The 23,455-nt window shown below is 68.8% G+C and carries 17 protein-coding genes; 5 read left to right on the forward strand and 12 right to left on the reverse strand.

The annotated features are described in order from the left end of the window. Positions 1–16: 16 nt before the first annotated feature. The 4 genes from ASD82_RS14800 to ASD82_RS14815 form a co-directional block, all read right to left on the reverse strand. The gene (locus tag ASD82_RS14800; RefSeq protein ID WP_056718573.1) at positions 17–1,441 is read right to left on the reverse strand and encodes a hypothetical protein; all 1,425 of its coding nucleotides are present in this window, start codon (positions 1,439–1,441) and stop codon (positions 17–19) included. Between the two features lie 163 nt (positions 1,442–1,604). Continuing rightward, a complete protein-coding gene (locus ASD82_RS14805) occupies positions 1,605–4,415 on the reverse strand; it encodes a serine/threonine-protein kinase (RefSeq protein WP_162253832.1) in 2,811 nt (936 codons plus the stop codon). A gap of 116 nt (positions 4,416–4,531) precedes the next feature. Continuing rightward, a complete protein-coding gene (locus ASD82_RS14810; RefSeq protein WP_056718575.1) occupies positions 4,532–5,062 on the reverse strand; it encodes an ECF-type sigma factor in 531 nt (176 codons plus the stop codon). Between the two features lie 120 nt (positions 5,063–5,182). Beyond that, positions 5,183–6,220, reverse strand: a complete 1,038-nt coding sequence (locus ASD82_RS14815; protein ID WP_056718576.1) for a hypothetical protein — start codon at positions 6,218–6,220, stop codon at positions 5,183–5,185. Positions 6,221–6,552: 332 nt separating this feature from the next. On the opposite strand from ASD82_RS14815, the gene ASD82_RS14820 reads away from it, so the two are divergent. After that, complete coding sequence (locus ASD82_RS14820) at positions 6,553–8,124, forward strand: SDR family oxidoreductase (protein WP_200946112.1); 1,572 nt, start codon at positions 6,553–6,555, stop codon at positions 8,122–8,124. A gap of 13 nt (positions 8,125–8,137) precedes the next feature. Here ASD82_RS14820 and ASD82_RS14825 read toward each other — a convergent pair whose 3' ends face one another. The 3 genes from ASD82_RS14825 to ASD82_RS14835 are packed head-to-tail and all read right to left on the reverse strand — an operon-like array spanning position 8,138 to position 14,738. After that, positions 8,138–10,570, reverse strand: a complete 2,433-nt coding sequence (locus ASD82_RS14825; RefSeq protein ID WP_056718577.1) for a GH92 family glycosyl hydrolase — start codon at positions 10,568–10,570, stop codon at positions 8,138–8,140. 28 nt (positions 10,571–10,598) lie between these two features. Next, complete coding sequence (locus tag ASD82_RS14830) at positions 10,599–12,038, reverse strand: glycoside hydrolase family 125 protein (protein WP_056718578.1); 1,440 nt, start codon at positions 12,036–12,038, stop codon at positions 10,599–10,601. Positions 12,039–12,074: 36 nt separating this feature from the next. After that, positions 12,075–14,738, reverse strand: coding sequence for a glycoside hydrolase family 2 protein (locus tag ASD82_RS14835; protein WP_157599297.1), 2,664 nt, complete (start codon positions 14,736–14,738; stop codon positions 12,075–12,077). Between the two features lie 389 nt (positions 14,739–15,127). On the opposite strand from ASD82_RS14835, the gene ada reads away from it, so the two are divergent. From ada to ASD82_RS14855, 4 genes are read left to right on the forward strand one after another with little or no spacing between them, the layout of a single operon-like run. Next, the gene (gene ada, locus ASD82_RS14840) at positions 15,128–16,207 is read left to right on the forward strand and encodes a bifunctional DNA-binding transcriptional regulator/O6-methylguanine-DNA methyltransferase Ada (RefSeq protein WP_056718579.1); all 1,080 of its coding nucleotides are present in this window, start codon (positions 15,128–15,130) and stop codon (positions 16,205–16,207) included. Next, positions 16,204–16,938, forward strand: coding sequence for a 2OG-Fe(II) oxygenase (locus ASD82_RS14845; RefSeq protein ID WP_056718580.1), 735 nt, complete (start codon positions 16,204–16,206; stop codon positions 16,936–16,938). The genes ada and ASD82_RS14845 overlap by 4 nt, the downstream gene beginning before the upstream one ends. Continuing rightward, entirely contained in the window at positions 16,935–17,588 is a 654-nt protein-coding gene (gene alkB, locus ASD82_RS14850; protein WP_056718581.1) for a DNA oxidative demethylase AlkB, read from the forward strand. Before ASD82_RS14845 ends, alkB begins: the two co-directional genes overlap by 4 nt. 16 nt (positions 17,589–17,604) lie before the next feature. Then, positions 17,605–18,267 (forward strand): DNA-3-methyladenine glycosylase, encoded by a 663-nt coding sequence (locus tag ASD82_RS14855; RefSeq protein WP_056718582.1) that lies wholly within the window; start codon positions 17,605–17,607, stop codon positions 18,265–18,267. Here ASD82_RS14855 and ASD82_RS14860 read toward each other — a convergent pair. The 5 genes from ASD82_RS14860 to ASD82_RS14880 form a co-directional block, all read right to left on the reverse strand. After that, a complete protein-coding gene (locus ASD82_RS14860; RefSeq protein WP_056718583.1) occupies positions 18,248–18,673 on the reverse strand; it encodes a DUF2231 domain-containing protein in 426 nt (141 codons plus the stop codon). The genes ASD82_RS14855 and ASD82_RS14860 overlap by 20 nt on opposite strands. Before the next feature lie 6 nt (positions 18,674–18,679). Further along, positions 18,680–19,021, reverse strand: coding sequence for a hypothetical protein (locus ASD82_RS14865; protein ID WP_056718584.1), 342 nt, complete (start codon positions 19,019–19,021; stop codon positions 18,680–18,682). A 108-nt stretch (positions 19,022–19,129) separates the two neighbouring features. After that, positions 19,130–20,341 (reverse strand): hypothetical protein, encoded by a 1,212-nt coding sequence (locus ASD82_RS14870; RefSeq protein WP_056718585.1) that lies wholly within the window; start codon positions 20,339–20,341, stop codon positions 19,130–19,132. Further along, the gene (locus ASD82_RS14875) at positions 20,338–22,692 is read right to left on the reverse strand and encodes an EAL domain-containing protein (protein WP_056718586.1); all 2,355 of its coding nucleotides are present in this window, start codon (positions 22,690–22,692) and stop codon (positions 20,338–20,340) included. The genes ASD82_RS14870 and ASD82_RS14875 overlap by 4 nt, the downstream gene beginning before the upstream one ends. Positions 22,693–22,699: 7 nt before the next feature. Continuing rightward, the gene (locus ASD82_RS14880; RefSeq protein WP_007805450.1) at positions 22,700–23,353 is read right to left on the reverse strand and encodes a hypothetical protein; all 654 of its coding nucleotides are present in this window, start codon (positions 23,351–23,353) and stop codon (positions 22,700–22,702) included. Positions 23,354–23,455 lie beyond the last annotated feature (102 nt).

The raw sequence follows: 23,455 nt of genomic DNA on the forward strand, positions 1-23,455 counted from the left end.
CTCCGGTGGTGACGCCTCACAGCGCCGACAGGAACGCCACAAGATCGTTTTTTTGCTGCCCGCTCATGTGCACATCGAAGCGGGTGTCGTAGAAGTCGACGACGTCCATCAGCGTCGCCGCCGAGCCGTTGTGGAAGTACGGCGCGCGTGCGGCGAGTCCACGCAGGATCGGCCCCTTGAACTTGCCTATGTCGGCCCACTTGCCGGTACGCAATGCCAGGCCGGGGTCGGTGGTTTGCACGCTCCTGCCCGTGGAGTTGTTGGTCAGCGTGTACAGCGGCATGTCCGGCGTGCGTCGGCTCGCGTCGGCAATGCCGATGTCCACCGGCAGCGCCACCGAGTGATTGCCGATGTTCGGCGCGTTGTGGCAGCTGCTGCAGCTGCCGTGGATGACGGGCAGGCCGGTCACGTCGTTGAGCCCGGCCACGCCGCTGATCGCGATCGGCAACGTGTTGAAGAGCTGCTCGCCGCGGGCAATCGCGGCCCGCGCACGCTCGCCGCGATCGTGGCTGAACTGCGCGCCGGGGACGTTCCACTCGTCGAACAGGCGCATCGCCTTCTCGTCGAAGGCATCGCCGGTGGGATCGCCGCCCAGGGTGTCGTTGATGCCGATCCAGAAGCGCTGCTGCGCCAGGATGCTGGCGCCGCCCATGCCGTCCCCGGCGTTGAGTTTGCCGGCATCCTGGTCGATCAGCTGGGCGGTGAACAGATGCAGTTCGAAGTCCACGATCCGGTTGATCACGCTCTCGTCGGGGACGACCGCGGCCTGTTCGTGACCGAGGATGGCGTCACGCGCCTGCGAAGCCAGGCTCTCGATGATGTTCTCGTGGTTGATGCCGGCATCCATCGGCGGCTTGAATGGCGCGACGGTCTCACGCCCGTCCCACATGACCGCGGTAAGCCAGATCAGGTTGGTCGACGGCAGCGGGCGCCGAAACAGCGACAGGTCGCTCGCGCTGGCGTAACCGTAAGGATCATCGACGCGGGTCAGGTGAAACTCGGCATTCGCCGGCATTGGCATGCCCACGCGGATCAGGCCCCGCTTGAGCAGCATGGAGTAGGCAATGCGCCGCGCGTAGAGGCTGGACACATCGGCCCGTGGCGACACAGCGCCGTCGACCAGGCGGAAAATCGGATCGTTGCCGTCGGTGCTGGCAAAGCGCTGGCGCAGTTCGTCCGGAGTGATCGACCAGCCCTGGGCCTGCCGATGGCATGAATCGCAGGAGCGACCGTTGGGGCCAAAGCTCTGGAAGAACGGGTTGGCGGTATCGATGCTGCCGCTGGGCGTGCTGGTCTGCTGCCAGCCCGAAGGGTTGGCGGTGACCAGCGTGTTGGCAGCCGGTGACGGCTGGTGACGTCGATCCTGCGCCGGAGTGCCGACAACAGTCGCCAGCAGGACCAGTCCTGCTGCGACGGATACGAAAGTGCGCTGATGGAACATGACGGTGTGCCCCCTTGGCTTGTCGTTGATGCAGCCCCTGCCCCGCCCGACCGCGTGGTCGTGGCAAGACGGAGAACACCGAAGGGCGACAAGTTGCGACATGCGCCCACTACCCGGTCCACGCAGGCCAGCCGGGGTGATGAGTGGGACGCCGAAGCGCGGGTCAGTTCAGCAACAGGCCGCATGAAGCCAGGGGATGGCGCAGCAGCGTGCTGGCAATGGCCAGTTCGGGATGTGCAGCGAGACCGCCGGCCTGGATGGTCGCGCTGGCGGCGCGGGCCTGCGCTTCGGCATGGGCGCAGTCGCCACTGCGCGCCGCGGCCACGGCAAGCCACAGCTGCGCCGCGAGTCGACGCGGATGCGCCGGTGGCAACTCGCCGGCGGCACGGGGAATCGCTGCCGTCAGCCGGGTCTTTGCCTCGCCGGCCTGGTCATGCGCCAGCTCGACCTGCGCCAGCAGCGTGTGCACCCACAGCAGTTGTGGGTCGTTGCGGGGCGCCGCCGCCGCAAGGTCGCGCTCGACTGTCGCCTGCAGGTCGGCTGGACACGGCGTGGCGGGGGTCTGGGCGCAGGCCAGCAGCAGGCGCGCCTCGGCGATCAGCGGCGGCATCCGGTATTTGCGCGTGCGCAGGCCGGCGATGGCTTCCGGCAGCAACTTGCGCGCCACGGCAGGCTGGCCTTCGAGCAGGGCGATGCCGGCCAGTTCGCTGTCCACGCGGCCGATCCGCATGCGGTTGGCCGGATCATTGCCGTACAGCTTGCGGGCCGCGTCGAACAGCTTGCGCGCCGCGACGAGATCGCCCGCCTCCACCTCGCCGAAGGCCGTGGCCTCCAGCGAGTCGCCATGCAGGGCGGTATCCGCGCCGAAGCCGCTGGCCGACCAGGCCTGCGCCTGCCCGCAACGCGCCTGCGCGCTGGCGTGATCGGCGCGCAGCCCCTCCAGCACGCATGCTTTCTGCGCGGCATACACCTGGGTGATCTGGGGCGCATTGCCGTTGCGGGCGTACATCGCCAGGGCCTGCGCGAACAGTGCATGTGCCTGCGTCCACTGGCCGGCGCGATAGGTGGACGAGGCCAGGCCGGCCAGCGCCAGCGTCGTCTGGTTGCTGGACGGGCCGAAATGCGCGAGCTCGAACTGCCACGTTTTCCGCCACATCGGGATGGCCTCGTCGTAGCGCTCCAGGCCTTCCAGCGCGGAGGCGACGTCGTTGTAGCCGATGCCGACCCGCGGATCGTCCGGCCCCCAGCTGGCGATCCGTTCGGCCAGTGCCTCGCGGGCGAGGTCCAGTGCGGCTTCGCCATGGCCCTCGCTGTTCTCGACCGCGCCCAGCGGACCGAGCAGGTCGATCAGTGCTTCGCCGCGGATGCCCTGCGCCAGCATGCGCTGGTGGGCAAGCCGCAGGTCGGTGCCGCCGTCGGCATAGTCCTCCATGCGCACCGCGGCGTAGCCGCGTGCGGTCAGCGCACGGATCGATTCGATGGCGGACGGCGCCAGCGTCCGTTCCGACAAGGCGACCGCCCGGTTCGCCAGTTGGCGCGCCTTCGCGACATCGCCGAGGTCCTCGTACAGGCGCGAGAACATCGCCAGCAGGTCCACGCGGCTGCCGTCATCCATCGACGGCGCGTTGTCGAGTTTCGCGACGCCATGGGCCAGCAGTTCGTCCAGGCTCGGTTGTTCCGATGTGGCGGCACCGTAGCGCACTGGTGCGAACAGACTCTCGACGAAATCCCGCACCATGTTCGCGCGTGCGGCCTGCTGGCGGGCCACCTGCGCCTGCCACAGCGCTATCGATAATGAGGTAAGGACGGCCGCCACGAACAACGAGGTGAGCACCACGCCGCCGCGATGGCGGGCCACGAACTTGCTGGTGCGATACCAGCGCGACGGCGGATGGGCCAGCACCGGCTGGCGGTCCAGGTGGCGCTCGATGTCCTCGGCCAGTGCGCCGGCCGAGGCGTAGCGACGCTCCGCCTCGGTGGCGATGGCCTTCAGCACGATGTTGTCGAGATCGCCGCGCAGCTTGTGCCGCAGCCTCGACACGCTGGCCGGCACGGTGCCGTAAGCCGTGGTGACGGTGTCCGGGCTGAGCCGTGACGACGGGGTGCCGGCATCCACGCTGGCGCGCCGTTGCCCGGTGATCAGTTCGTCCAGCAATACGCCCAGCGCATACACGTCGGTCGCCGCGGTGACCGGTTCCTGGGCGAACTGTTCGGGCGCCGCGTAGGCGGGCGTCAAGGCGCGATGCTGGGTATGGATCTGCTCGGCGGCGTCCTCGTCGAGCAGCATGGCGATGCCGAAGTCCAGCAGCTTGACGTGGCCGTCGGCGGTGACCAGCACGTTGGACGGCTTCAGGTCACGGTGCACGATCAGTGCACGATGCGCCGTCTCCACCGCACGGCAGACCATCAGGAACAGCACCAGCCGCTGGCGCAGGTCCAGCCGGTGCTGGCTGGCGTAGCGGGTGATCGGCACGCCGTCGACCAGCTCCAGCGCGATATAGGCCAGACCGGCCTCGGTGATGCCGCCCTCGATCAGGCGGGCGATGCCGGGATGGCGCAGGCGCGCCAGCGCCTCGCGCTCGCGGCGGAACTGGCGCTGCGCATCGGCGGTGTAGAGGCCGCGCGCCAGCAGCTTGATCGCCACTTCCTGGCGTACGCCATCGACCTGGCGAAAGGCCCGGAACACCGTCGACGAACCGCCCTCGCCCAGCACCTCGACCAGCTCGAACGGACCGATGCGGCTGCCGGCCGGCAGCGCCTGGGCGACGCTGGTATCGCCGATGGCCCGCGCGGCACAGGCGGCATCGCCGGTGGACAGCAGCTCGCCTTCGGTGGCGTCGGCGGCGAGCAGGCGTTCGATCTCCGCGCGCCGCAGCGGATCGGGGCAGCGCTCGTCCAGCAGACGCGCACGCTCCGCCGCGGGCAGCCCGAGTGCCGCTTCGAACACGTCGCGCATTGTCGTTGCGGGTTCCACGCCGAACTCCCCACGGTATGCCTTGCCACGGTTAACCCCGAACATGCCCCGTTTGCGACCTCGCCCCCGGCCGCGCTTCGCCGCCACCCCGACGGCATGCTGCGCCCCCGGCACCCTCAACCCATGCGTGCCTTGATGAACGCGCGGGCGAAGCGCCAGTCGCGGTCGATGGTGCGCCGGGCCACGCCGAGCGTGTCGGCGACCTGCTCCAGGCTGAGCCCGGCGAAGTAACGCAGTTCCACCACCTGGGCGGCACGGGCGTCGGACTGTTCCAGCGCGTCCAGCGCGGCGTCCAGCGCCAGCGTCTGCTCGGCGGTGTCGAGCGCCAGCTTCAGATCCTGGTCGTCAAGGGTGACCCGCAGCCACTGCCCGCCCGCGCACAGGCGCAGGCGATCGCGGGCGCGGTTGATCAGCAGGTGGCGCATGGCGCGCGCGGCGTAGGCAAAAAACTGGGCGGGATGGTCGAAATGCAACGCCTCGCGCTGGCCCATGCGCAGGTACAGTTCGTGCACCAGCTCGGTGGTGTCCAGGGTGGCCTGGCGACGATTCGACAACTGTCGGGCGGCCATCGCCTTGAGCCGTGCGTACACCACGGCAAACAGCGCGTCGGTGGAACCGTCGCTGGCCAGGGGTCGGGAATCGGACATGACGAGCACCTCCCTGCAGCCGCCATGCGCCGCATGGTACGCCTTTGCCGGGAATCCGTACCCCGTTCGGCGCGGACAGCTGAACGGTCGTCCGCTCGGTCGCCGCGGCGGGGAATTAGCTCAGGCCGACAGCGCGTCAGTCGCCAGCAGGGGCGGCAGCCGGCGCGAGCCCGATCGCCGACCGTCGATGAAGGTGTACAGGCGACCGCCGATCATGGTCACCACGGCACGGCCGGAAAGGCGGATGCTGGCAGACGCCGCTGGCGACATCGACAGGCCGAGCTGGTGTTCGGCGCGCATGCGGACGGCCTTGGCGGCAAACCAGGCCTTCGGACCGGCCAGCAAGCTGTCCGACGCCGACTCGGTCTGGCGCGAGTCCGCGATGGTCTGGCGCAGATGGGCCAGGTGGCTGGTGTTGAACGCTTCGCTCAAGGCGGCGCACTGGAAAGGCGAGGCCACGTATTCGTCCAGCAGGTTGCCCAGCACGGCCACAACGCTCAGGGCGATCCGCCGGTTGGCCCGTTCCACGTGCGAGTTGCCCGTGGATGCCTGCCAGATCCCGTCGAGGGCAGCGGCCAGCCTGCGGCACTCCGGCTGGTTCAGCGGGCGCTGGCCCAGCGGGATGGCGCGACGGGCAACCAGCCAAGCCTGGTCGCGGGCCGGCAGCGCGTGCGAACGCTGCGCGGTGCGGGCCCTGGCTTCCCGCATGGACAATTCGTCGGTGGCCGCCATCCGCAGGGACAGTGCCTCCTGCGTCAGCGGCACCGCGCGGACGCTGCCGTCGGCACGATACCAGCGCCGATGTTCCAGCGTGGCGCGATGAAACAGGCCTGCCGGTGGCGGCACCGTGGCCCGCGCCTCGGCGGCGTAATCCAGCGACGGCGCCATCGAGCGCAGCCCGGCGACGTGGGCAGCCAGTACGCGGTCGAGCAGGATTTCGGCGGTGATCAGGTGGCGATGGTAGGCGGCGTGACGATCATGGTCGGCGCCGGCGGTGAAGTAGACGAAGCGGATGCGCGGGGTGGCTTCGTCGCTGCGGACGGCCCCGTGACAGCCCTGGCCGATGATCCGGCGCCCGATCGGCAGGGCGCGATGCGCGGTCGGCAAGCTGTCGAGCACGCTCTTGATGGCGGGCAATACGGCGGACGGATCGGCCATGGCGGCCTCTTGCACTGGCGCACTTGCAGAAATCGACAAACTCACAAAACAACCCTGCCTGCTTGGGCGACCACGGCTCTCGACTCTGCCAGCGCCCCGTCACCCGGATACCTGCCGTCCAGCCTGGACAACTACGGTTTCACTCTTGCATCGACCGCGCCAACAAAGTGTGCGCTGGATCGCATCGCTGGAAGCCCGTGCGGGGCGGTTCAGGGGCATCGCGCGCCGCGGCCGGCCGGATTTTCCCGGTTGGCGCGGAAAAACAGGCAAAATAGGCGGTTGCGGCATGCCATCCCGGGTGTCCGCCCCTTCCTGCCGATGACCGACGACGAATGACCGCCTTGAACATGCCCCCCGCCTCCCCGCCCGAAGACGCCGATGCCTGCCTGCTGGAGCGTCTGCGCGCCGCGGCTGAACTGCTGGAGTCGGTGGCGGCGGACCGCGAGCTGCTGGACCGGCTGCCGGCCGACGATCGCCAGCGCCTGCACCAGGCCGTGGCGCAGGTCTATCACCCCGACCCGGCGGCGCGCCGGATCAAGCTGAAGGCGGCTGAAAAGGCCCGTTACGCCAGCAAGGTCGAAGCGGAGGAATCGGTACTCAACCAGACCGGCATCCGCACGCTGCGCCGCCGCCCCGTGTTCACCACGGCCAACCTGTTCCCGCCCCAGGGATTCGAGCCACACGACATCCCGCCGCAAGCCGATGCCGCGCAGCCGCGCGAAGCCATCGAACCCCGGCACTGCTACGTCTGCAAGAAGAAGTATTCCACCCTGCACTTCTTCTACGACCAGATGTGCCCCGACTGCGCCGCGTTCAACTACGCCAAGCGAGACGAACTGGCCGACCTCAGCGGACGCGTGGCCCTGCTCACCGGTGGCCGGGTGAAGATCGGCTACCAGGCTGGCCTGAAACTTCTGCGCGCCGGCGCCGAGCTGATCGTCACCACGCGCTTCCCGCGCGACTCGGCGGCGCGCTACGCGGCCGAACCGGACTTCGCCGAATGGGGTCACCGGCTGCAGGTCTACGGCCTGGACCTGCGCCACACGCCCAGCGTGGAAGCGTTCTGCCAGGAACTGGTGGCCACCCGCCCGCGGCTGGACTTCATCATCAACAACGCCTGCCAGACCGTGCGCCGACCACCGGACTTCTACGCCCACATGATGGAAGGCGAGACCGCCGCGCTGCACGACATGCCCGAGCATGTGCGCCAGTTGGTCGGCCACTACGAGGGTTTGCGCAGCTCGAACATCCTGCCGCAAGGCGATGCGCCGGCCCGGCACGATTCCTCCGTTCCCGGCCTGACCCGCGCCGCCGAGCTGTCGCAGGTGGCGCTGCTGCCGGAGGAACTGCTGGCGCAGAGTCACCTGTTCCCCGAAGGCCGGCTCGACCAGGACCTGCAGCAGGTCGACCTGCGCCAGCGCAATTCATGGCGCCTGCTGATGGCCGAGGTGCCGTCGGTGGAGTTGCTGGAGGTGCAGCTGGTGAACGCGATCGCCCCGTTCATCATCAACGCGCGATTGAAGCCGCTGATGCTGCGCACGGCCGATCGCGACAAGCACATCGTCAACGTGTCGGCGATGGAAGGCCAGTTCTACCGCAACTTCAAGACCACCCGGCACCCGCACACCAACATGGCCAAGGCCGCGCTCAACATGATGACGCGCACCTCGGCGACGGATTACCACAACGACGGCATCCACATGAACAGCGTGGACACCGGCTGGGTGACCGACGAGGACCCGGCCGAGCTGGCCGCGAGGAAGGTGGCGGAGGAACGCTTCCATCCACCGCTGGACATCGTCGACGGCGCCGCCCGCATCGTCGATCCGATCATCCACGGCATCAACACCGGCGAGCACGTGTGGGGGCAGTTCCTCAAGGATTACCGCCCCACGGACTGGTGAGCCCTCGCCGTCGTCAGGCCTTCCTGCCGGCGGCCTCGCCGAATGACGGCGGCCGGTCCGCCGGCGACGCGCCGAATTCCGGGTTCGGCGTACTGCCCATCCTGAATTCCAGCGTGCCGCCGGCGGCCAGCTCGGCGTGGCTGATCCAACTGCGGCTCCATGGCTGGCCGTTCCAACTGACCGACTGGATGTACGGACTGTCCGGTCCGTTGCCCGGCGCCAGCACCATCAGCCTGCGCCGGTCGGCCAGCTCGATCTCCGCGCGATCGACCAGCGGGCTGCCGAACACGTAGTTGGCGCTGACCGGATCGACCGCGTACAGACCCAGCGCGCCGAGCACGTACCAGGCGCTGGTCTGGCCGCAGTCCTCGTTGCCGGCGAGGCCGTCGGGCTGCGCCTCGTACATGCTTTCCAGCAGCTTGCGCACGCGTGCCTGGGTCTTGTGGTGCGCACCGGTGTACGCGTACAGGTAGGCCACGTGATGGCTGGGTTCGTTGCCGTGCGCGTACTGGCCGACCAGGCCGGCGATGTCCGGCGGCGCATCGGCCGGCAGCGCCGAACTGGTGTTGAACAGTTCATCCAGCTTGCGCTCGAACGCCTGCTCGCCGCCGAACAGTTTCATGTATTCGTACAGGTCGTGCTGGTTGAGGAAGGTCGCCTGCCACGCGTTCGATTCGGTGAAGTCGCGCCATTTCCTCGAGTGGCCCATGCCGCGCGGATCGAACGGTTCCAGCCAGTGGCCATCCTTCGCGCGTGGCCGCACGAAGCCGAGTTTGCGGTCGAACACGTGCCGGTAGTTGCGCGAGCGTTCGCGCAGCCGGGTGGCTTCGGCATGCGCGCCGGCGGCATCGGCCAGCCGGGCCACGGCCCAGTCGTCGTAGGCGTATTCGAGCGTCTTGCTGACCGCCTCGCCTTCCTTGTCGCTGGGAATGTAGCCGAGCTTGCGGTAGTACGGCAGGCCGCGGTAGTCGTCGTCCATCGCCCGCCGGCGAAACAGCGGCCAGGCCGCGGCGTAGTCGATGCCGGTGAAGCCCTTCGCATGCGCCTCGGCTACCACCGCGGCGGAGTGGTAGCCGATCATGCAACCGGTTTCCACGCCCTGCAGCGGCCACACCGGCGGGCCGTCAGGGCTTTCGCCGGCCATCCGCACCAGGCCGTTGACCAGGTCGGGCACGCGATCGGGCTGATACAGCGTCAGCAGCGGATGCTGCGCCCGGTAGGTGTCCCACAGCGAATAGGTGCTGTAGTTGTTCGCGCCCGACGGTAGCTGGTGCACGGCCAGGTCCATGCCCCGGTAGCGGCCATCGACGTCGCTGAACAGGGTCGGCGCCAGCATGGTGTGGTACAGCGCGGTGTAGAAGATGCTGCGCGTGTCTTCGGACATCGTGTCGATGCGGATGCGGCCCAGCTCGCGCTCCCACGTTGCGGCCGCCGTCCTGCGGACCTGTTCGAAGTCCCAGCCGGGCACTTCCGCGTCGAGGTTGCGCAGCGCGCCGGCCACGTCGACGCCGGAAATGCCGACCTTGACCAGCAGCGGCGCGCTGGCGACGTTGTCGAAGTGCAGCGCCGCCTTCAGGTGCCGGCCCTGCGTTTCGCCGGCACCGGCCGGCAGGGCGGCGTCTTCGTTGTACAACGTGGCCTGCGTGATCGGGTGCGACAGCTTCATCGCGAAATGGATGTGCCGGCCGCCGGCCCACTGATGCACGCGGCGCTCGCCGACCAGGGTGTCGTTGCCGACCAGCTTCAGCCGCGCATCGCTGACCTTGCTCGGTACCGCGGCATCGTCGTGGTAGCCGTGCGCGAGATCGACCAGCAGGTGGCCGCTGCCGTCGCCGTGGAAGGTGTAGCGATGCAGCCCGGTGCGCAAGGTCGCCGTGAGCTCGGCGAGGATGTCGTGGTTCTTCAGGTGCACCCGGTAGTAGCCCGGCTGCGCCTGTTCCTGATCGTACGTCGAGCGGTAGCCCGGGCCGGGCTGCGCCATCGCATCGGGCGAAATCCGCTCGCCGACATCGGCGCCGTCGTGGCGCGAGCGGTAGTTCAGGTCCGGCAATCCACGCCCGCCCGGTTGCAGCAGCACCGGTCCCTGTGCCGGCATCACCAGCACGTCGAGCATGTCGCTGGCGCCGGTGCCGCTCAGGTGCGTGTGCGAGAAACCCATGATCGAACCATCACCCTGGTGGTAGCCCGAGCAGGCATCCCAGCCGGCGTCGTTGGTGTCCGGGCTCAGCTGCACCATGCCGAACGGCAAGGTGGCGCCGGGATAGACGTGGCCGTGGCCGCCGGTGCCGATGAAGACATTCACGTGGCGGGCGAAACCGTCAGGCTCGGGCGCCGGCGACATCGCCTGGCCGTTGCGCGGTGCCGCCAACGCCGCCAGCGGTTCGAGCCGGCTGCCGAGCAGGCCCAGGGCGGCTGCGCCCTGCAGGAAACGTCTGCGTGTCACCATGCTGCGTTCTCCGTTGCGTGTTCGGGGGTCATGCGTGCCGCAGCAGTTCGGGTCGCTGCGCCGCCACTTGCACGATCAGTTCGCCGAACAGGGTGTTGGCCCAGGCGAACCACGCGCGGGTGAAATGTGCCGGATCATCCTGATCGAAGGCCTCGTGCATGAAGCCGGTGCCGGCGTGGGTGGTTTTCAGCCAGCGCAAGCACTGGCGGATCTCGCCGTCGTCGTCGCTGCTCAGGCCCCGCATGATGATCGACATCGGCCAGATCATCCGCAAGCCCTGGTGCGGGCCACCGATGCCCTGCGCCGCGCGGCCCTGGAAAAAATACGGATTGCGCGGGCTCCAGGCCAGTGCGCGACTGCGCCGGTAGCGCGCGTCGTCGCGTTTGCAGCAGCCGAGGTAAGCCAGGCTCGACAATCCCGGCGCGTTGGCGTCGTCCATGAACAGCTGGTTGCCGTAACCGTCCACCTCGTACGCCCAGATCTCGTTGCCTTGCCCATCGCGCATCACGCCGAATTTCTGCAACGCCTGTTCCACCTCATCGGCCAGCGCGGTGCATTCGCCGGCAAAGGCGCGGTCGTCGTGCGGCGCGATGGACAGCTGCGCCAGTTGACGCAGCGAACTCACCGCGAACAGGTTGCCGGGGATGAACAGCGGATACACGCAGGCGTCGTCCGATGGCCGGAACATCGCATGGATCAGCCCGACCGCACGGGTCGGATTGCCGTAGCCGCCGAGGAACTGGGTATCGGTCGGGTTGGCCGATGGCCGCTGGAAATGGTACGGACCGGGGCCGTGCTTGCGCTGCTGTTGGCGGAACGTCGCCAGCACTGCATGCATCGCGGTGCGCCAGTCGTCGTCGAACGGCTGGCGATCGCCGGTAGCCTGCCAGTACGCATGCGCCAGGCGGATCGGATAGCACAGCGAATCGATCTCCCATTTGCGCTCGGCCACGCCCGGGCGCATGTCGGTGAGGTCGTGCTGCGCCCACGACAGTGGCGTCTTCGCCTGCGGATCGGGCAGGAAGGCATTGGCATACGGGTCGATCGAGATGCACCGCGCGTGGCGATGGATCAGGCCGCGGAACAGCCGGCGCAGCGCTTCGTCGTGCGCAGCCAGCGACACGTACGGCCACACCTGCGCCGAGGAATCGCGCAGCCACATCGCATCGATGTCGCCGGTGACGATGAAGGTATCCGGCTTGCCGCCCAGGCTGCCCAGCTGCACCGTGGTGTCCAGCGTGTTCGGGTAGCAGTTCTCGAACAGCCAGGCGAGTTCGGGATCGCCGATCTTCGCCCGCGTGCGGGCGATCAGCGCTTCGACGGCTGCGCTGGTGAACTTGCGCTTGCCCGGGGGCGGGCGATGGCTGGGAAAGCGCGATGCGGCGTGTACCAGCGGGATGCCGCCGAGCATGGCGCCACTGGCAGCGCCGGCCATCAACTTCAACAGTGAACGGCGAGATGTATTCATGATTCGATGAAGGCCCTCGAATGACCCGCTTGCCCGTCATTCCCGCGAAGGTGGAAGTCCAGGTTGCGGTTTCGCAAGCCTTACACGAATCCCGGCTTGCGCGGGATTAACGCATTTCCCTGGAGAAACGCTGCAGCCCCCGTCGCGGGCCACGCTTTGCCCGACCGTGGCATCGACCAGTGAGCGCACCTGCAACGCCGCTTGCAACGAGGCGAGATCGGCCGGGCTGCTGACCTGCAGTTCGATGCTTTCGCCGGGCAGCAGGTCGAGGGCGTTGTCCGATACCCTGGCATCCAGTTCGCCGAAGTCGATCCATACGGCGCGCGCCAGATGTTTCGCGTGCAGCTTCAATACCACGCCATGGCCGCTGTCGCGGAGTTCCGCCTGCAACTCCGGGGTCGGCAATTGCAAGGTCGACGCGCGATCGAAATACAGCAGATGTCGCGACACCGCCCTGCCCTGCACGATCAGCTCGAACACGGCGAAGCTGCGATGCGGATCGGCACCTTGCAGCAGCGCCGCATCGGCCAACTCGGCGACGCGGGTACTGGCCAGCGCGGGCACATGCACCTGGTCGAGGCGCTCGTGCAGCAGTTGCCCATCCATGTCCATCACGCGCAGGCGCAGCTGGGCGTCCAGCGGCGCGGTGCGGTCGGACACCAGGAACACCTCGGTACGTCCGCCGCGACGGATCGGCGCCACCCGCAACGGCGCGTAGAAACGGCGGGCGTGGAACTGCAGCGCCTTCCAGCGTCCGAAATAGTCGACGCTGGACCACGAGGCGCCGGGCCACACGTCGTTGAGCTGCCAGTACAGCGAACCCATGCTTTGCGGGCGCGCGCTGCGCAGGTGGTCGGCGGCCAGCTCGATGCCCTCGGCTTGCATCACCTGGCTGAGGTAGACGAAGGACGCGAAATCCTTCGGCTCGCCGTAATACTTGCGGATGTAGTACAGCAGGCGCCGGTTGCCGTTGCCGCCGTCGAATTTCTGGTGCGCGCGCATCATCGGCGACTCCGGCGACAGGTCGGACGGTGCGGCGAAGCTGCGCAGGGTGGCCAGCGCCGGGAACGATTGCAGGCCGTACTCGGACTGGAAGCGCGGCGTGGTCTTCAGATAGTCCTCGATCGGGGCGGAGCCGGCCCAGACGTCCCACACGTGCATGTCGCCGTCGTCCGGCACGTTGGCCGGCCCGTCGAAATCCGTGCTCGGCGAACTGGCCCAGTACGGCACGTCCGGCGCATGGCGCTGCACCACGTCGCGCAGGGTTTCACCGAACAGGGTGCGCATGCCTTGCTCGACGCGCGCCCGCTCGGCCGGTCCGATGGCCTCGGCGAACTTCTTGCGGTCGGGCCAGGACTCCCAACCGGTCTGCACCTCGTTGTTGCCGCACCACAGCACGATGCTCGGGTGATCGCGCAGGCGGATGACCTGTTCGGTCGCCTCGATCCTGGTGTTCTCGCGGAACGCTTCGTCGTACGGCGGGATCGCGCCGCCGAACATGAAGTCCTGCCAGATCATCAGGCCGAGCCGGTCCGCCAGTGCGTAGAACGCATCGCTCTGGTAATAGCCACCGCCCCACACGCGCAGCATGTTCATGTTGGCGTCGCGGGCGGACTGCAGGATCTGTTGCAGGCGCGCCCCGGTGACGCGTTCGGGGAAGCTGTCCAGCGGGATCAGGTTGGCGCCCTTGGCGAAGATCGGCACGCCATTGATTACGAAGGCGAAGCTGCGGCCCCAGCGATCGCGCTGCCGCCGCAGCTCCACGCTGCGCAGCCCGGTATCGCGCTCGGCGCTGGCGACCACCTTGCCGGCAACGACCACGTCGGCATGGAAACGATACAGGTTCGGCTCGCCGTAGCCGGCCGGCCACCAGCGCTGCGGATGTTCGATGCGCAGGGGCAGATCGACATGGTTGTCGCCAGCGGCCAGCGAGGTCTCTAGCATCGTGCTGCGCTGGCTGCCGTCCGGCGCCGTCCACGTCACCCGCAGCTCGGCCTTGCCGGCATGGTCGGCACGAAGATCGAACTGCGCCAGCAATTGCGCGGCCTGCGCATCGACGTGCTGCTGGGCGACGTGGAAATCCGCCAGCCGCAGTTCGTCCCAGCTTTCCAGGTGCACCGGCTGCCAGATGCCCTCGATGACGTAGCGCGGGCCCCAGTCCCAGCCATACTGGTAGTTCGCCTTGCGCACGTAGTTGGCCGTCTGCCTGCCCTTCGGCTCATCGCCGAACGCGGAATCGAATTCGCCCGGCAACGCATGCGGCTGCTTCAGCAGCCAGGGCTGCATCCGGGCGATCGGCGAATGCAGCGTGACCTGCAGCGTATTGCTGCCCGCGTGCAGCACGTCCTTCACCGGCACGCGCCAGCGCCGGAACATGTTGTCCGCGGCCAGCAGCGGCTGGCCGTTGAGCGAGACGTCGGCGAACGTGTCCAGGCCGTCGAAGACCAGATCGACGTGGCCATGCCGCAAGGTCGCCGCATCGATCCCCAATGGCAACCGGTACTGCCAGTCGGCCAGGCCGATCCACTGCAACGCCGCCTCGTTGTCGCGCTGGAACGGATCGACGATCACGCCCGCCGCCAGCAGGTCGGTCTGCACGCTGCCCGGCACATGGGCAGCGCGCCAGCCCGCCGCTTCCGGGTGGGTCTGCGTGGCGGGCGAATGCGGATCGAGGCGGAAGCGCCAGCCGCTGGCGAGCATCTGCGTTGCCGCGGCCGCGCCGCCGGCCCACAGCGACACGATCAGAACGGCTACACACGCGCATCGTCTCGGGAACGCCGTGGTTGGCGGGACATCCCTGCCCTGTCGCGTCCTCTGTTTCGTCATGCGCAGGCCTCTGGCGATGAACAGGGGCGCCGCTGGCGATCGGCCACGGCGGCGCCCGGTGAAGGTATACGCGATCGCGCTGCCGGTAAATCGCGACTTCCCGCACACGCGCAGCCATCGGCACTTGATATCTGCCATGCAGGCGCCAGTGTTTCGCATGTCCATCACGATGAACGGCACGAATTCGACCGCAAGACCCGGAGTGCCGCCACGGCCACCGCCCCGTAGATTGGCTGCACGAGATAATCTTCGGGAGCACACCCATGAAAACCGCCGACAAAATCGCCGAACAGGCCGCCGCCACCCTTAGCGACCCCCGCTGGGCCGCGCTGCAGGCGCGCGATGCGGGCGCCGACGGCAGCTTCTTCTATTCGGTCAGGACCACCGGCGTGTACTGCCGCCCTTCCTGCGCAGCCCGCCCGGCCCGGCCCGAGAACGTGGCCTTCCACGATTCGGCCGCGGCGGCGGAACGCGCCGGCTTTCGCCCGTGCAAGCGCTGCAAGCCGGACCAGCTGTCGCTGCAGGAGCAGCACGCGGCCATGGTCACCGCGACCTGCCGCCTGATCGAGAACGCGGAGACCACGCCCACGCTGGAGCAACTGGCGAAACCGACCGGCCTGAGCCCGTTCCATTTCCACCGCATCTTCAAGGCCATCGCCGGGGTGACGCCGAAGCAATATGCCGCGGCACACCGCGCCAGCAGGGTGCGCAGCGAACTCGGTCGCGGCAGCAGCGTGACCGAGGCGATCTTCGACGCCGGCTACAACGCCAGCAGCCGTTTCTACGAGAGCTCGAACCAGCTGCTCGGCATGACGCCGTCCAGCTACCGTGCCGGCGGCGTCGACCACGACATCCGCTTCGCGATCGGCGAGTGCTCGCTGGGCGCCATCCTGGTCGCGCAGAGCGAGCGCGGCGTCTGCGCGATCCTGTTCGGCGACGACCCGGATGCGCTGGCCAGGGACCTGCAGGACCGCTTTCCCAAAGCGAACCTGATCGGTGGCGATCGCGCCTTCGAACAGCTGGTGGCCACGGTGGTCGGTTTCGTCGAGGCGCCGGCGCTCGGCCTCGACCTGCCACTGGATGTGCGCGGCACCGCGTTCCAGCAGCGGGTCTGGCGGGCACTGCGCGACATCCCGGCCGGCGCCACCGTCAGTTACAGCGAGATCGCCCAGCGCATCGGCTCGCCCAGGGCAGTACGGGCGGTGGCCGGCGCCTGCGCGGCGAACATGCTGGCGGTGGCGATCCCCTGCCATCGCGTGGTGCGCAACGACGGCGGCCTGTCCGGCTATCGCTGGGGCGTGGAACGCAAGCGCGCCCTGCTCGCCCGCGAGGCCAAGGCATGAACGCGATGCCCGACGCGATGACGGATGACGCCGCTGCGCGACTGCAGGTTTTCGACTGGGCCGACGTCGCGGACGACCTCGACGCGCAGGGCTTTGCGATGCTCGAAGCCCTGCTGTCGCCGCAGGAATGCCGCGACCTGGCCGGCCTCTACGCCGACGAGGCGATCTTCCGCAGCCGTGTCGTGATGGGCCGGCACGGTTTCGGGCGCGGCGAGTACCAGTATTTTGCCTACCCGCTGCCGGACACCGTGGCTGACTTGCGCGGCGCGATCTATCCGCGACTGGCGCCGGTCGCGAATCGCTGGAATGCGGCGATGGGAATCGACGTGCGCTATCCCGACTCCCACGTGGCGTTTCTCGCGCGCTGCCACGGCGCCGGCCAGCGGCGGCCCACGCCGCTGCTGTTGCAGTACGGCGCCGGTGACTACAACTGCATGCACCAGGATCTCTACGGCGAGCACGTGTTTCCGTTGCAGGTGGCGATCCTGCTGTCCGAGCCGGGGCGGGATTTCAGCGGCGGCGAATTCGTGCTGACCGAGCAGCGCCCGCGCATGCAGTCACGCGCCGACGTGGTGCCGCTGCGCCAGGGCGACGCGGTGATGTTCGCGGTGCACCAGCGCCCGGTGCAGGGCACGCGGGGCAGCTACCGGGTGAACCTGCGTCATGGCGTCAGCCGCCTGCGCAGCGGCCATCGCCACACGCTGGGCATCATCTTCCACGACGCCACATGATCACCACCGACCTGTTCGCCGGCATCCAGGCGCCGCGGCGCGACGAGTCCTTGTGCGCAGGCGCGGTGGTGTTGCGCGGCTTTGCGCTGGCCAACGAGGCGCCGCTGCTGCAGGCGATCGATGCGGTCGTGGCGCAGGCGCCGTTCCGCCACCTGATCACCCCCGGCGGCTTGCGCATGTCGGTGGCGATGACCAATGCCGGATCGCTGGGCTGGGTCAGCGACCGGCGCGGCTATCGCTACGATCCGGTCGATCCGGACAGCGGCAAGCGCTGGCCCCCGCTGCCCGACGTGTTCCGCAAGCTCGCCGCCAGCGCGGCCGCCCAGGCCGGCTTTGCCGGTTTCGCGCCGGATGCCTGCCTGGTCAACCGCTACGAGCCGGGCACCCGGCTGAGCCTGCATCAGGATCGCGACGAGCGCGACTTCGGCCAGCCGATCGTTTCCGTGTCGCTGGGCATTCCCGCCGTGTTCCTGTTCGGTGGCGAACAACGCAGCGATCCCGCGATGCGGGTGCCGCTGGCTCATGGCGACGTGGTCGTGTGGGGCGGTCCGGCGCGGTTGCGCCATCATGGCGTGCTGCCGCTGAAGCCGAACCGTCACGAAGCGCTGGGCGAATGCCGCATCAACCTCACGTTTCGCCGCGCCGGCTAGCCAGGGAGTTCGTCCGATGAAAAGCCGCAAGTCGGTATCCGTCGATGCATCGAAACAGCTGGCATCAATCGACGCCGACTGGGCGCGGCTGGTGGCGCAACTCGGTCCTTGCGGACACGAACCGAAACCTGCCCGCGAGCCGTACGAGGCGCTGGTGCGCGCGGTCGCCTACCAGCAACTGCACGTCAAGGCCGGCGATGCGATCGTCGCCCGTCTGCTCGCCCTGCATCCACGGTCGGCGTTTCCGTCGCCGCGGCAACTGCTCGACGCCAGCTTCGACGCGATGCGCGCCTGTGGTTTCTCGGCGCGCAAGATCGAGACGATCCGGAGCATCGCCGCGGCCACGCTGGAAGGCGTGGTACCCGACCTCGCCACCGCGCAGTCGCTCGCCGACGACGAGCTCATCGCCCGCCTGAGCGCGCTGAAGGGTATCGGTCGGTGGACGGTGGAGATGTTCCTGATCTACAGCCTGGCCCGGCCCGATATCCTGCCGGCTGACGATTTCGGCGTGCGCGAAGGCTACCGGCTGCTGAAGTCGCTCGACGCGGCGCCGACGCCGAAGGCGATGGCGCTGATCGGCCAGGCGTGGAGCCCGCATCGCACGGCTGCGGCATGGTACCTGTGGCGCGTGCCCCGACCGGTGAAGGCAAAGCGGGCCACTACGCCGACGGCGGAGTGACACCGAGCCGGTGTCCATACACCAGCTTGCCGCCGAGCCAGCCGGCAACGCCCAGCGCGACGAAACCCAGCACGCTCAGCGCGATCGCCGGCACGCCCGGTTCGGTCAGCCGGGAGCCCTGCAGGCGCAGGAACAGGCTGGCCGCATAACAGGACAGTGCGCCCATCACCGCGATCATGTGCCGGTTGATGTCGCGGATCGCCGGGTGATCCGCGGCGACTTTCGCCAGCTCCAGGAAACCGGCCAGCATGGCGGGTATCGCGAAGCCGATCCCCGCCACCAGCAACACGCCGGCAAGATGCCACGCCGGCTCACCCCAGACCAGGCTGGCCAGATCCGCCGCCGTGGCCAGCGACCAGCAGGCGATCGGGAAATGGACCAGTGCGGGGTGCAGCGGATGGCGCATGGCCGCTCAGCCCAGCAGCAGGCTGAGCAGGGTCAGGAAGCCGACCACCGCGACGCCGGCATGCACGAGCACCACGGCTTTCGGCGCCACCTGTTTGCGCATGTGGAACGAAGCGAGGAAGAAGCCGCCCAGCGCCGCCAGCACCAGCAAGGCCAGCGCCGCAGTGAGCCGCCCCGGCGCCGCGCCCTGCAGCACGACCAGGATCAGCAGCACCAGGCCGCTGGCGCCCAGCAAGGCGTGCAATGCCGAGATCGCCCACGGCGCCAGCTTGCCGCGCAGCACGCTGGAGGCCAGCACCAGGCCGCCGATGGCGGCCACCGCAAAAATCAGGACTGCATAGAGCAACATGTCGTTCTCCCCTTGTCGCATGGCGTGGATGAAGTGGATCGTCAGGGATCGGATGCAATCGTGCGTAGGAGGTTCCCGCATGCCGGGCGAACATCTCGCGGAAACCGCTCAATAAATCAGCCGCACGCCCACCTGCACCTGGGTGACCGCCGACCCCGACGCCAGCCTCGCGTCGACGCGCTGCGTGCGCACGCTATCGATGCGCAGCACCTCGGCGCTCAATCGCAGCCAGTCGCGCGGGCGCCAGTTGAGCGCCGCGGTGACGGCGTTGCCGTGCTCGCCCTGGCCGGTGCCCACGGCGGCGGCGAGTTCGCGGGTGCTGAAGTGCTCGATGCGCAATGCCGGGCGCCACGCCCCGCGGTTCCATCCCGCCAGCAGGAAGGCCGAGCGGAAGCGCGTTTCGAACTGCAGTCCGTCCACCGGCTCGATCACGGTGGCGCCGTCCATCGCCTGGGCGATCCAGCGGATCGGGCCGGTGTCGGCCGAGGCGCCCAGGCTCCAGAACCAGGTGTGCCAGGCGAATACGCCGCTGTCGCTGTGCGCGGCCGGATCGGCGCGGTTGTCGTAACGCATCAGGCTCAGCCTGCCGCCGGCAGACGTGCGCCAGTCGAGGTTCGCGTACCAGCCGCTGCGATGGCCGATGTTCTGGAACGGATCGTAGCGTCCCGGCGGCTGGCCGCCGTTTCGGCGCACCACCGCGTCGGGCTCGTGCGGGCGGCTGCCCAGCCCATAGGTGAGGTCGCTGAGCGACCAGCCACGCACGGCCAGCAGGTTGCCGGCCGGATCGTTGCGCTGGAACAGCGCGCTGCGCAGTTCCCAGCTGGCGTCGTCGCCACGCCATTCGAGCCGGCCCTCCGCGCCCGTCGCACGCAGTTCCTCACCGACCCAGCTGTTGATCGCCGAGGGCGTGAGCGTCCACGAGCTGGTCCAGCCGATCGCATTGTTCTCCAGCGAGATCGGCGGCAGGAAAGCGCCGGCCTGCACTGACCAGCGCCAGCGCGACAGCGACACCGGGCGGTAGCGCAGGTAGGCTTCGATCGTGTCCAGCGTGGCGTAGTCGGTGTCCTGCCACTGGACGGAGGCCAGCGCCATCAGCGCGGGCGTGAACTGGGCGGTGCCGACCACGCCCGCACCGCCGAAGCGGGCATCGACGCCGCCACCGCCGAAACGCGTCTTGCCCAGGCCGCCGCGGGTCCAGCTGGTTTCGCCGGGCGCGGCGACCAGGCGCCCGTCCAGCCATGCATGCAACTTGAACTCCTGGGCGAGACCTGCCGGCACGTACAAGACCAGCAGGCAGCACAGGCAGGCCCGGCGCATCATCGGCGCGGCCCCGCGGCGGCCAGCCCGGCCTGCCCGCCGACGAAGGTCGCGAAAGCCTCGGCCGGCATCGGCCGGGCGATGAAGAAGCCCTGCGCATGATCGCAGCCGACCGCGGCCAGGTAATCCAGCGCGCCCTGGTCCTCCACGCCTTCGGCGGTGACGCGATAGCCCAACTGATGACTCAGCTCGACGATGGAACGCACGATGATCCGGTCGTTCGCATCGGTGGCCAGGTGCCGGACGAACATCTGGTCGATCTTCAGTTCGCTGACCGGCAGGTGGCGCAGATAGGCGAAGGTCGCCTGGCCCACGCCGAAATCGTCGATCGCGATGCCGATGCCCTGCTCGGCCAGCCCACGCAGGATGCGGATCGCCGTGTCCGGTTCGCCGATCACGGCCCGCTCGGTCACTTCCACGGTCAGGCAGGATGCCGGCACCCGATGGATCGACAGCAGCGCGGCGATCCACGCCGGCAACTCGGCATCCTCCAGGTCGCGGGTCGACAGGTTCACCGCGATGTGCAGCGCCAGGCCACGTTCGATCCAGCGCTGAACCTGCGCCAGCGCGCTGGCCAGCACCCAGCGGCTGACACGATGGATGTTGCCGGTGTCCTCGGCCATGCCGATGAACGTGTCCGGCGCCACCCAGCCGCGTCGCGGGTGGCTCCAGCGCAGCAGCGCCTCGGCACCATCGGTGCGCTGGGTGGCGAGGTCGAACTTGGGTTGGTAGTGCAGCAGCAGGCCGTCGCGATCGAGTGCCTCGCGCAGGTCGCCCATCAGCGACAGCCGTTCGGGCCGATGCGGGTCGGTGGCCGCATCATAGAAACTCAGCGCGCTGGCCGAGCCGGCGGCGGCGAACTGGGCGACCTCGGCATGGCGCAGCAGCATGTCGGCTTGCTGGCCATCGGCCGGCGCCATCGCGATGCCCACGGACGGCAGCCGGTCGATGCTGACGTCGGTTTCCTGGTACGGCTCGTTGAGCGCGTCGAGCACGCGCAGCCCGGCCGCGATCGCGGCGTCCTGCCCGGCCCGCGGCAGCCACAGCATGAACTGCGTGTCGCTGGTGCGGGCGAGGAAGGCATCCATCGCGACCCGGCGGATGCGTTCGCTGGCGTCACGCATCAGCCGGTCGCACAGGGCGTGTCCCATCGTCTTGATGATTTCGGGCGCCCGCGTCAGGCCGACCATCAGCAGGGCGCCCTCACCCGCATGGCTTGCCAGGCTTTCGTCGATGCTGGCTTCGGCGGCCAGCCGGTTGGGCAGGTCGGTGACGCTGTCGTGCATGGCCTGGTGGCGGATACGCAGCTCGCGCTGGCGCACCGCTTCGGTCATGGCGTCGAAGGCGCCGGCCAGTTGGCCGATTTCGTCATGTCGCCGGGTGCTGGCGGGGGTGCGGTAATCACCCGCCCCGATGCGTCGCACCGCAGTGGCCAGCGCCTCGACCGGGCGCGACACGCTGCGCGCGGTGAACCATGCGCCGATCAGGCCCACGCCCAGGCCCAGCGCCAGCAGGGTCGCCCACGCGATCGCGATCGAGCGGAACGGACTCAGCGCGTCGTCTAGCGAATAGCCCAGCACCGCCACCACCGGCGCGCCCTGCTTCGGCTGCTTCAGGCGCTGCGCCAGCACCATGTATTCCTTGCCGTCGACCTCGGTCAGCAGCGGTTTCCATGGCAGCCCGCGATGTGCGCTGGCGAGGCTGTCGACCAGCCCGGTGTGGCGGTCGCCCCGTGCCACCACGTCCCAGCGATCCGGTGCGGTCTGCGTGGCCAGCTCGATGTCGCGGGGCAAGGCGGAAAGCCGCTGCATGTGCGCCAGCAGCACGTCATCCAGCGGCACGTTGACCACCACCAGGCCCACCGGCTGCGGCGCGTAGATCGGCACCACCACCATCCACGACGCCTTGCCGTCCAGCGCGACCACCGCGGCGGTGCGCCGGTCATAGGCATCATCGATCAGGTCGGGAAACGGAAAGCGCTGCGGCATGCTCGTGGTGGCGGCGGTATCGGCCTCGACCGTTCCGTCCAGGCCGATCAGCAGCATGCGCGAGGCGCCCACCCGCCGGCCGTGGTTGCGCAGCACCGACAACACGGTGCCACGATCGCGTTCGGCGATGGCCGAGCGCAGCGCGTAGTCGAGCGACAGCACTTCGACGTTGCCGCCGATCCGCGCCGAGATGTCGTCCATCTGCGCCACGAAAGCCTGCGCGTTGGCGGTCAGCTGGCGCTCGCCCTCGGTCACCAGCGCGCGCCGGGTCACCTCATAGACGAGGCCGGCGGTCAGCAGCTGCACCGTCACCAGGGTGGCGACGAAGAACAGCGCAAGGCGAAGGCGGAAACCCATGGTGCGCATGGTCGGCTCAGTAGTCCAGGTGCTCGCGATCCATGAACATGCGCGGATCGGGCATCAGCGACAGCGTGAAATCCAGATGCCCGATGTCGGCATCACCCCCGATGGTCACGCTCTGGCTCGGTTGCGGATGACCGGGATGCAGCTGCGGATGCCAGACGTGCGCGGTGTAGCGACCCGGCGCCAGATGACCGATGGTGGCGTTGCCGTCACCACCGGACAGCGCGATCGCCGGCACTGCGGACACGAACAGGTAGGTGATCATGTGGTCGTGGATGTTGCAGCCCACCGCGGCGATGCCGCTCTTGTCCATCACCAGGGCCGGCGAGCTTTCCCCCGGCCGCAGCACGAATTCGAACGTCCTGATCGCGGCGAACGAATAGACGTGATGGCGGGTGCTGTCGCTGTTGCGGAACACCACCTCGTCGCCGGGGCGCAGCAGTTGCACGTAGGGAACGAAGGTCTCGTCCCGCTGGTCGACGACGTGGGTGGCCGGTGCCGGTGGCGCGGCTGCCGCAGCCGGAGCCGCATCCGGGATCAGCATGACCACCGCGTCGCTCACCGCATGGCCGCGGCCATCGTCGAGGTGGACGGTGACCTCCGCCGCCAGCACCGGCCATGCATTTCCCAGCAGCAGTGACGCAACCACGAGCAGGCAGCGCATTGACGGAGTCCCCCGATCCCCTCATTGGCAGCTAGCCTACCGCAGTTTGCCTGCTGGCCGGATTCACCGGAATCAACCCGGGCGGTCGTGCCGGGGCCCCGG

It is taken from the genome of Rhodanobacter sp. Root179, from assembly GCF_001428465.1.
In the GTDB taxonomy this organism is placed as follows: Bacteria; Pseudomonadota; Gammaproteobacteria; order Xanthomonadales; family Rhodanobacteraceae; genus Rhodanobacter.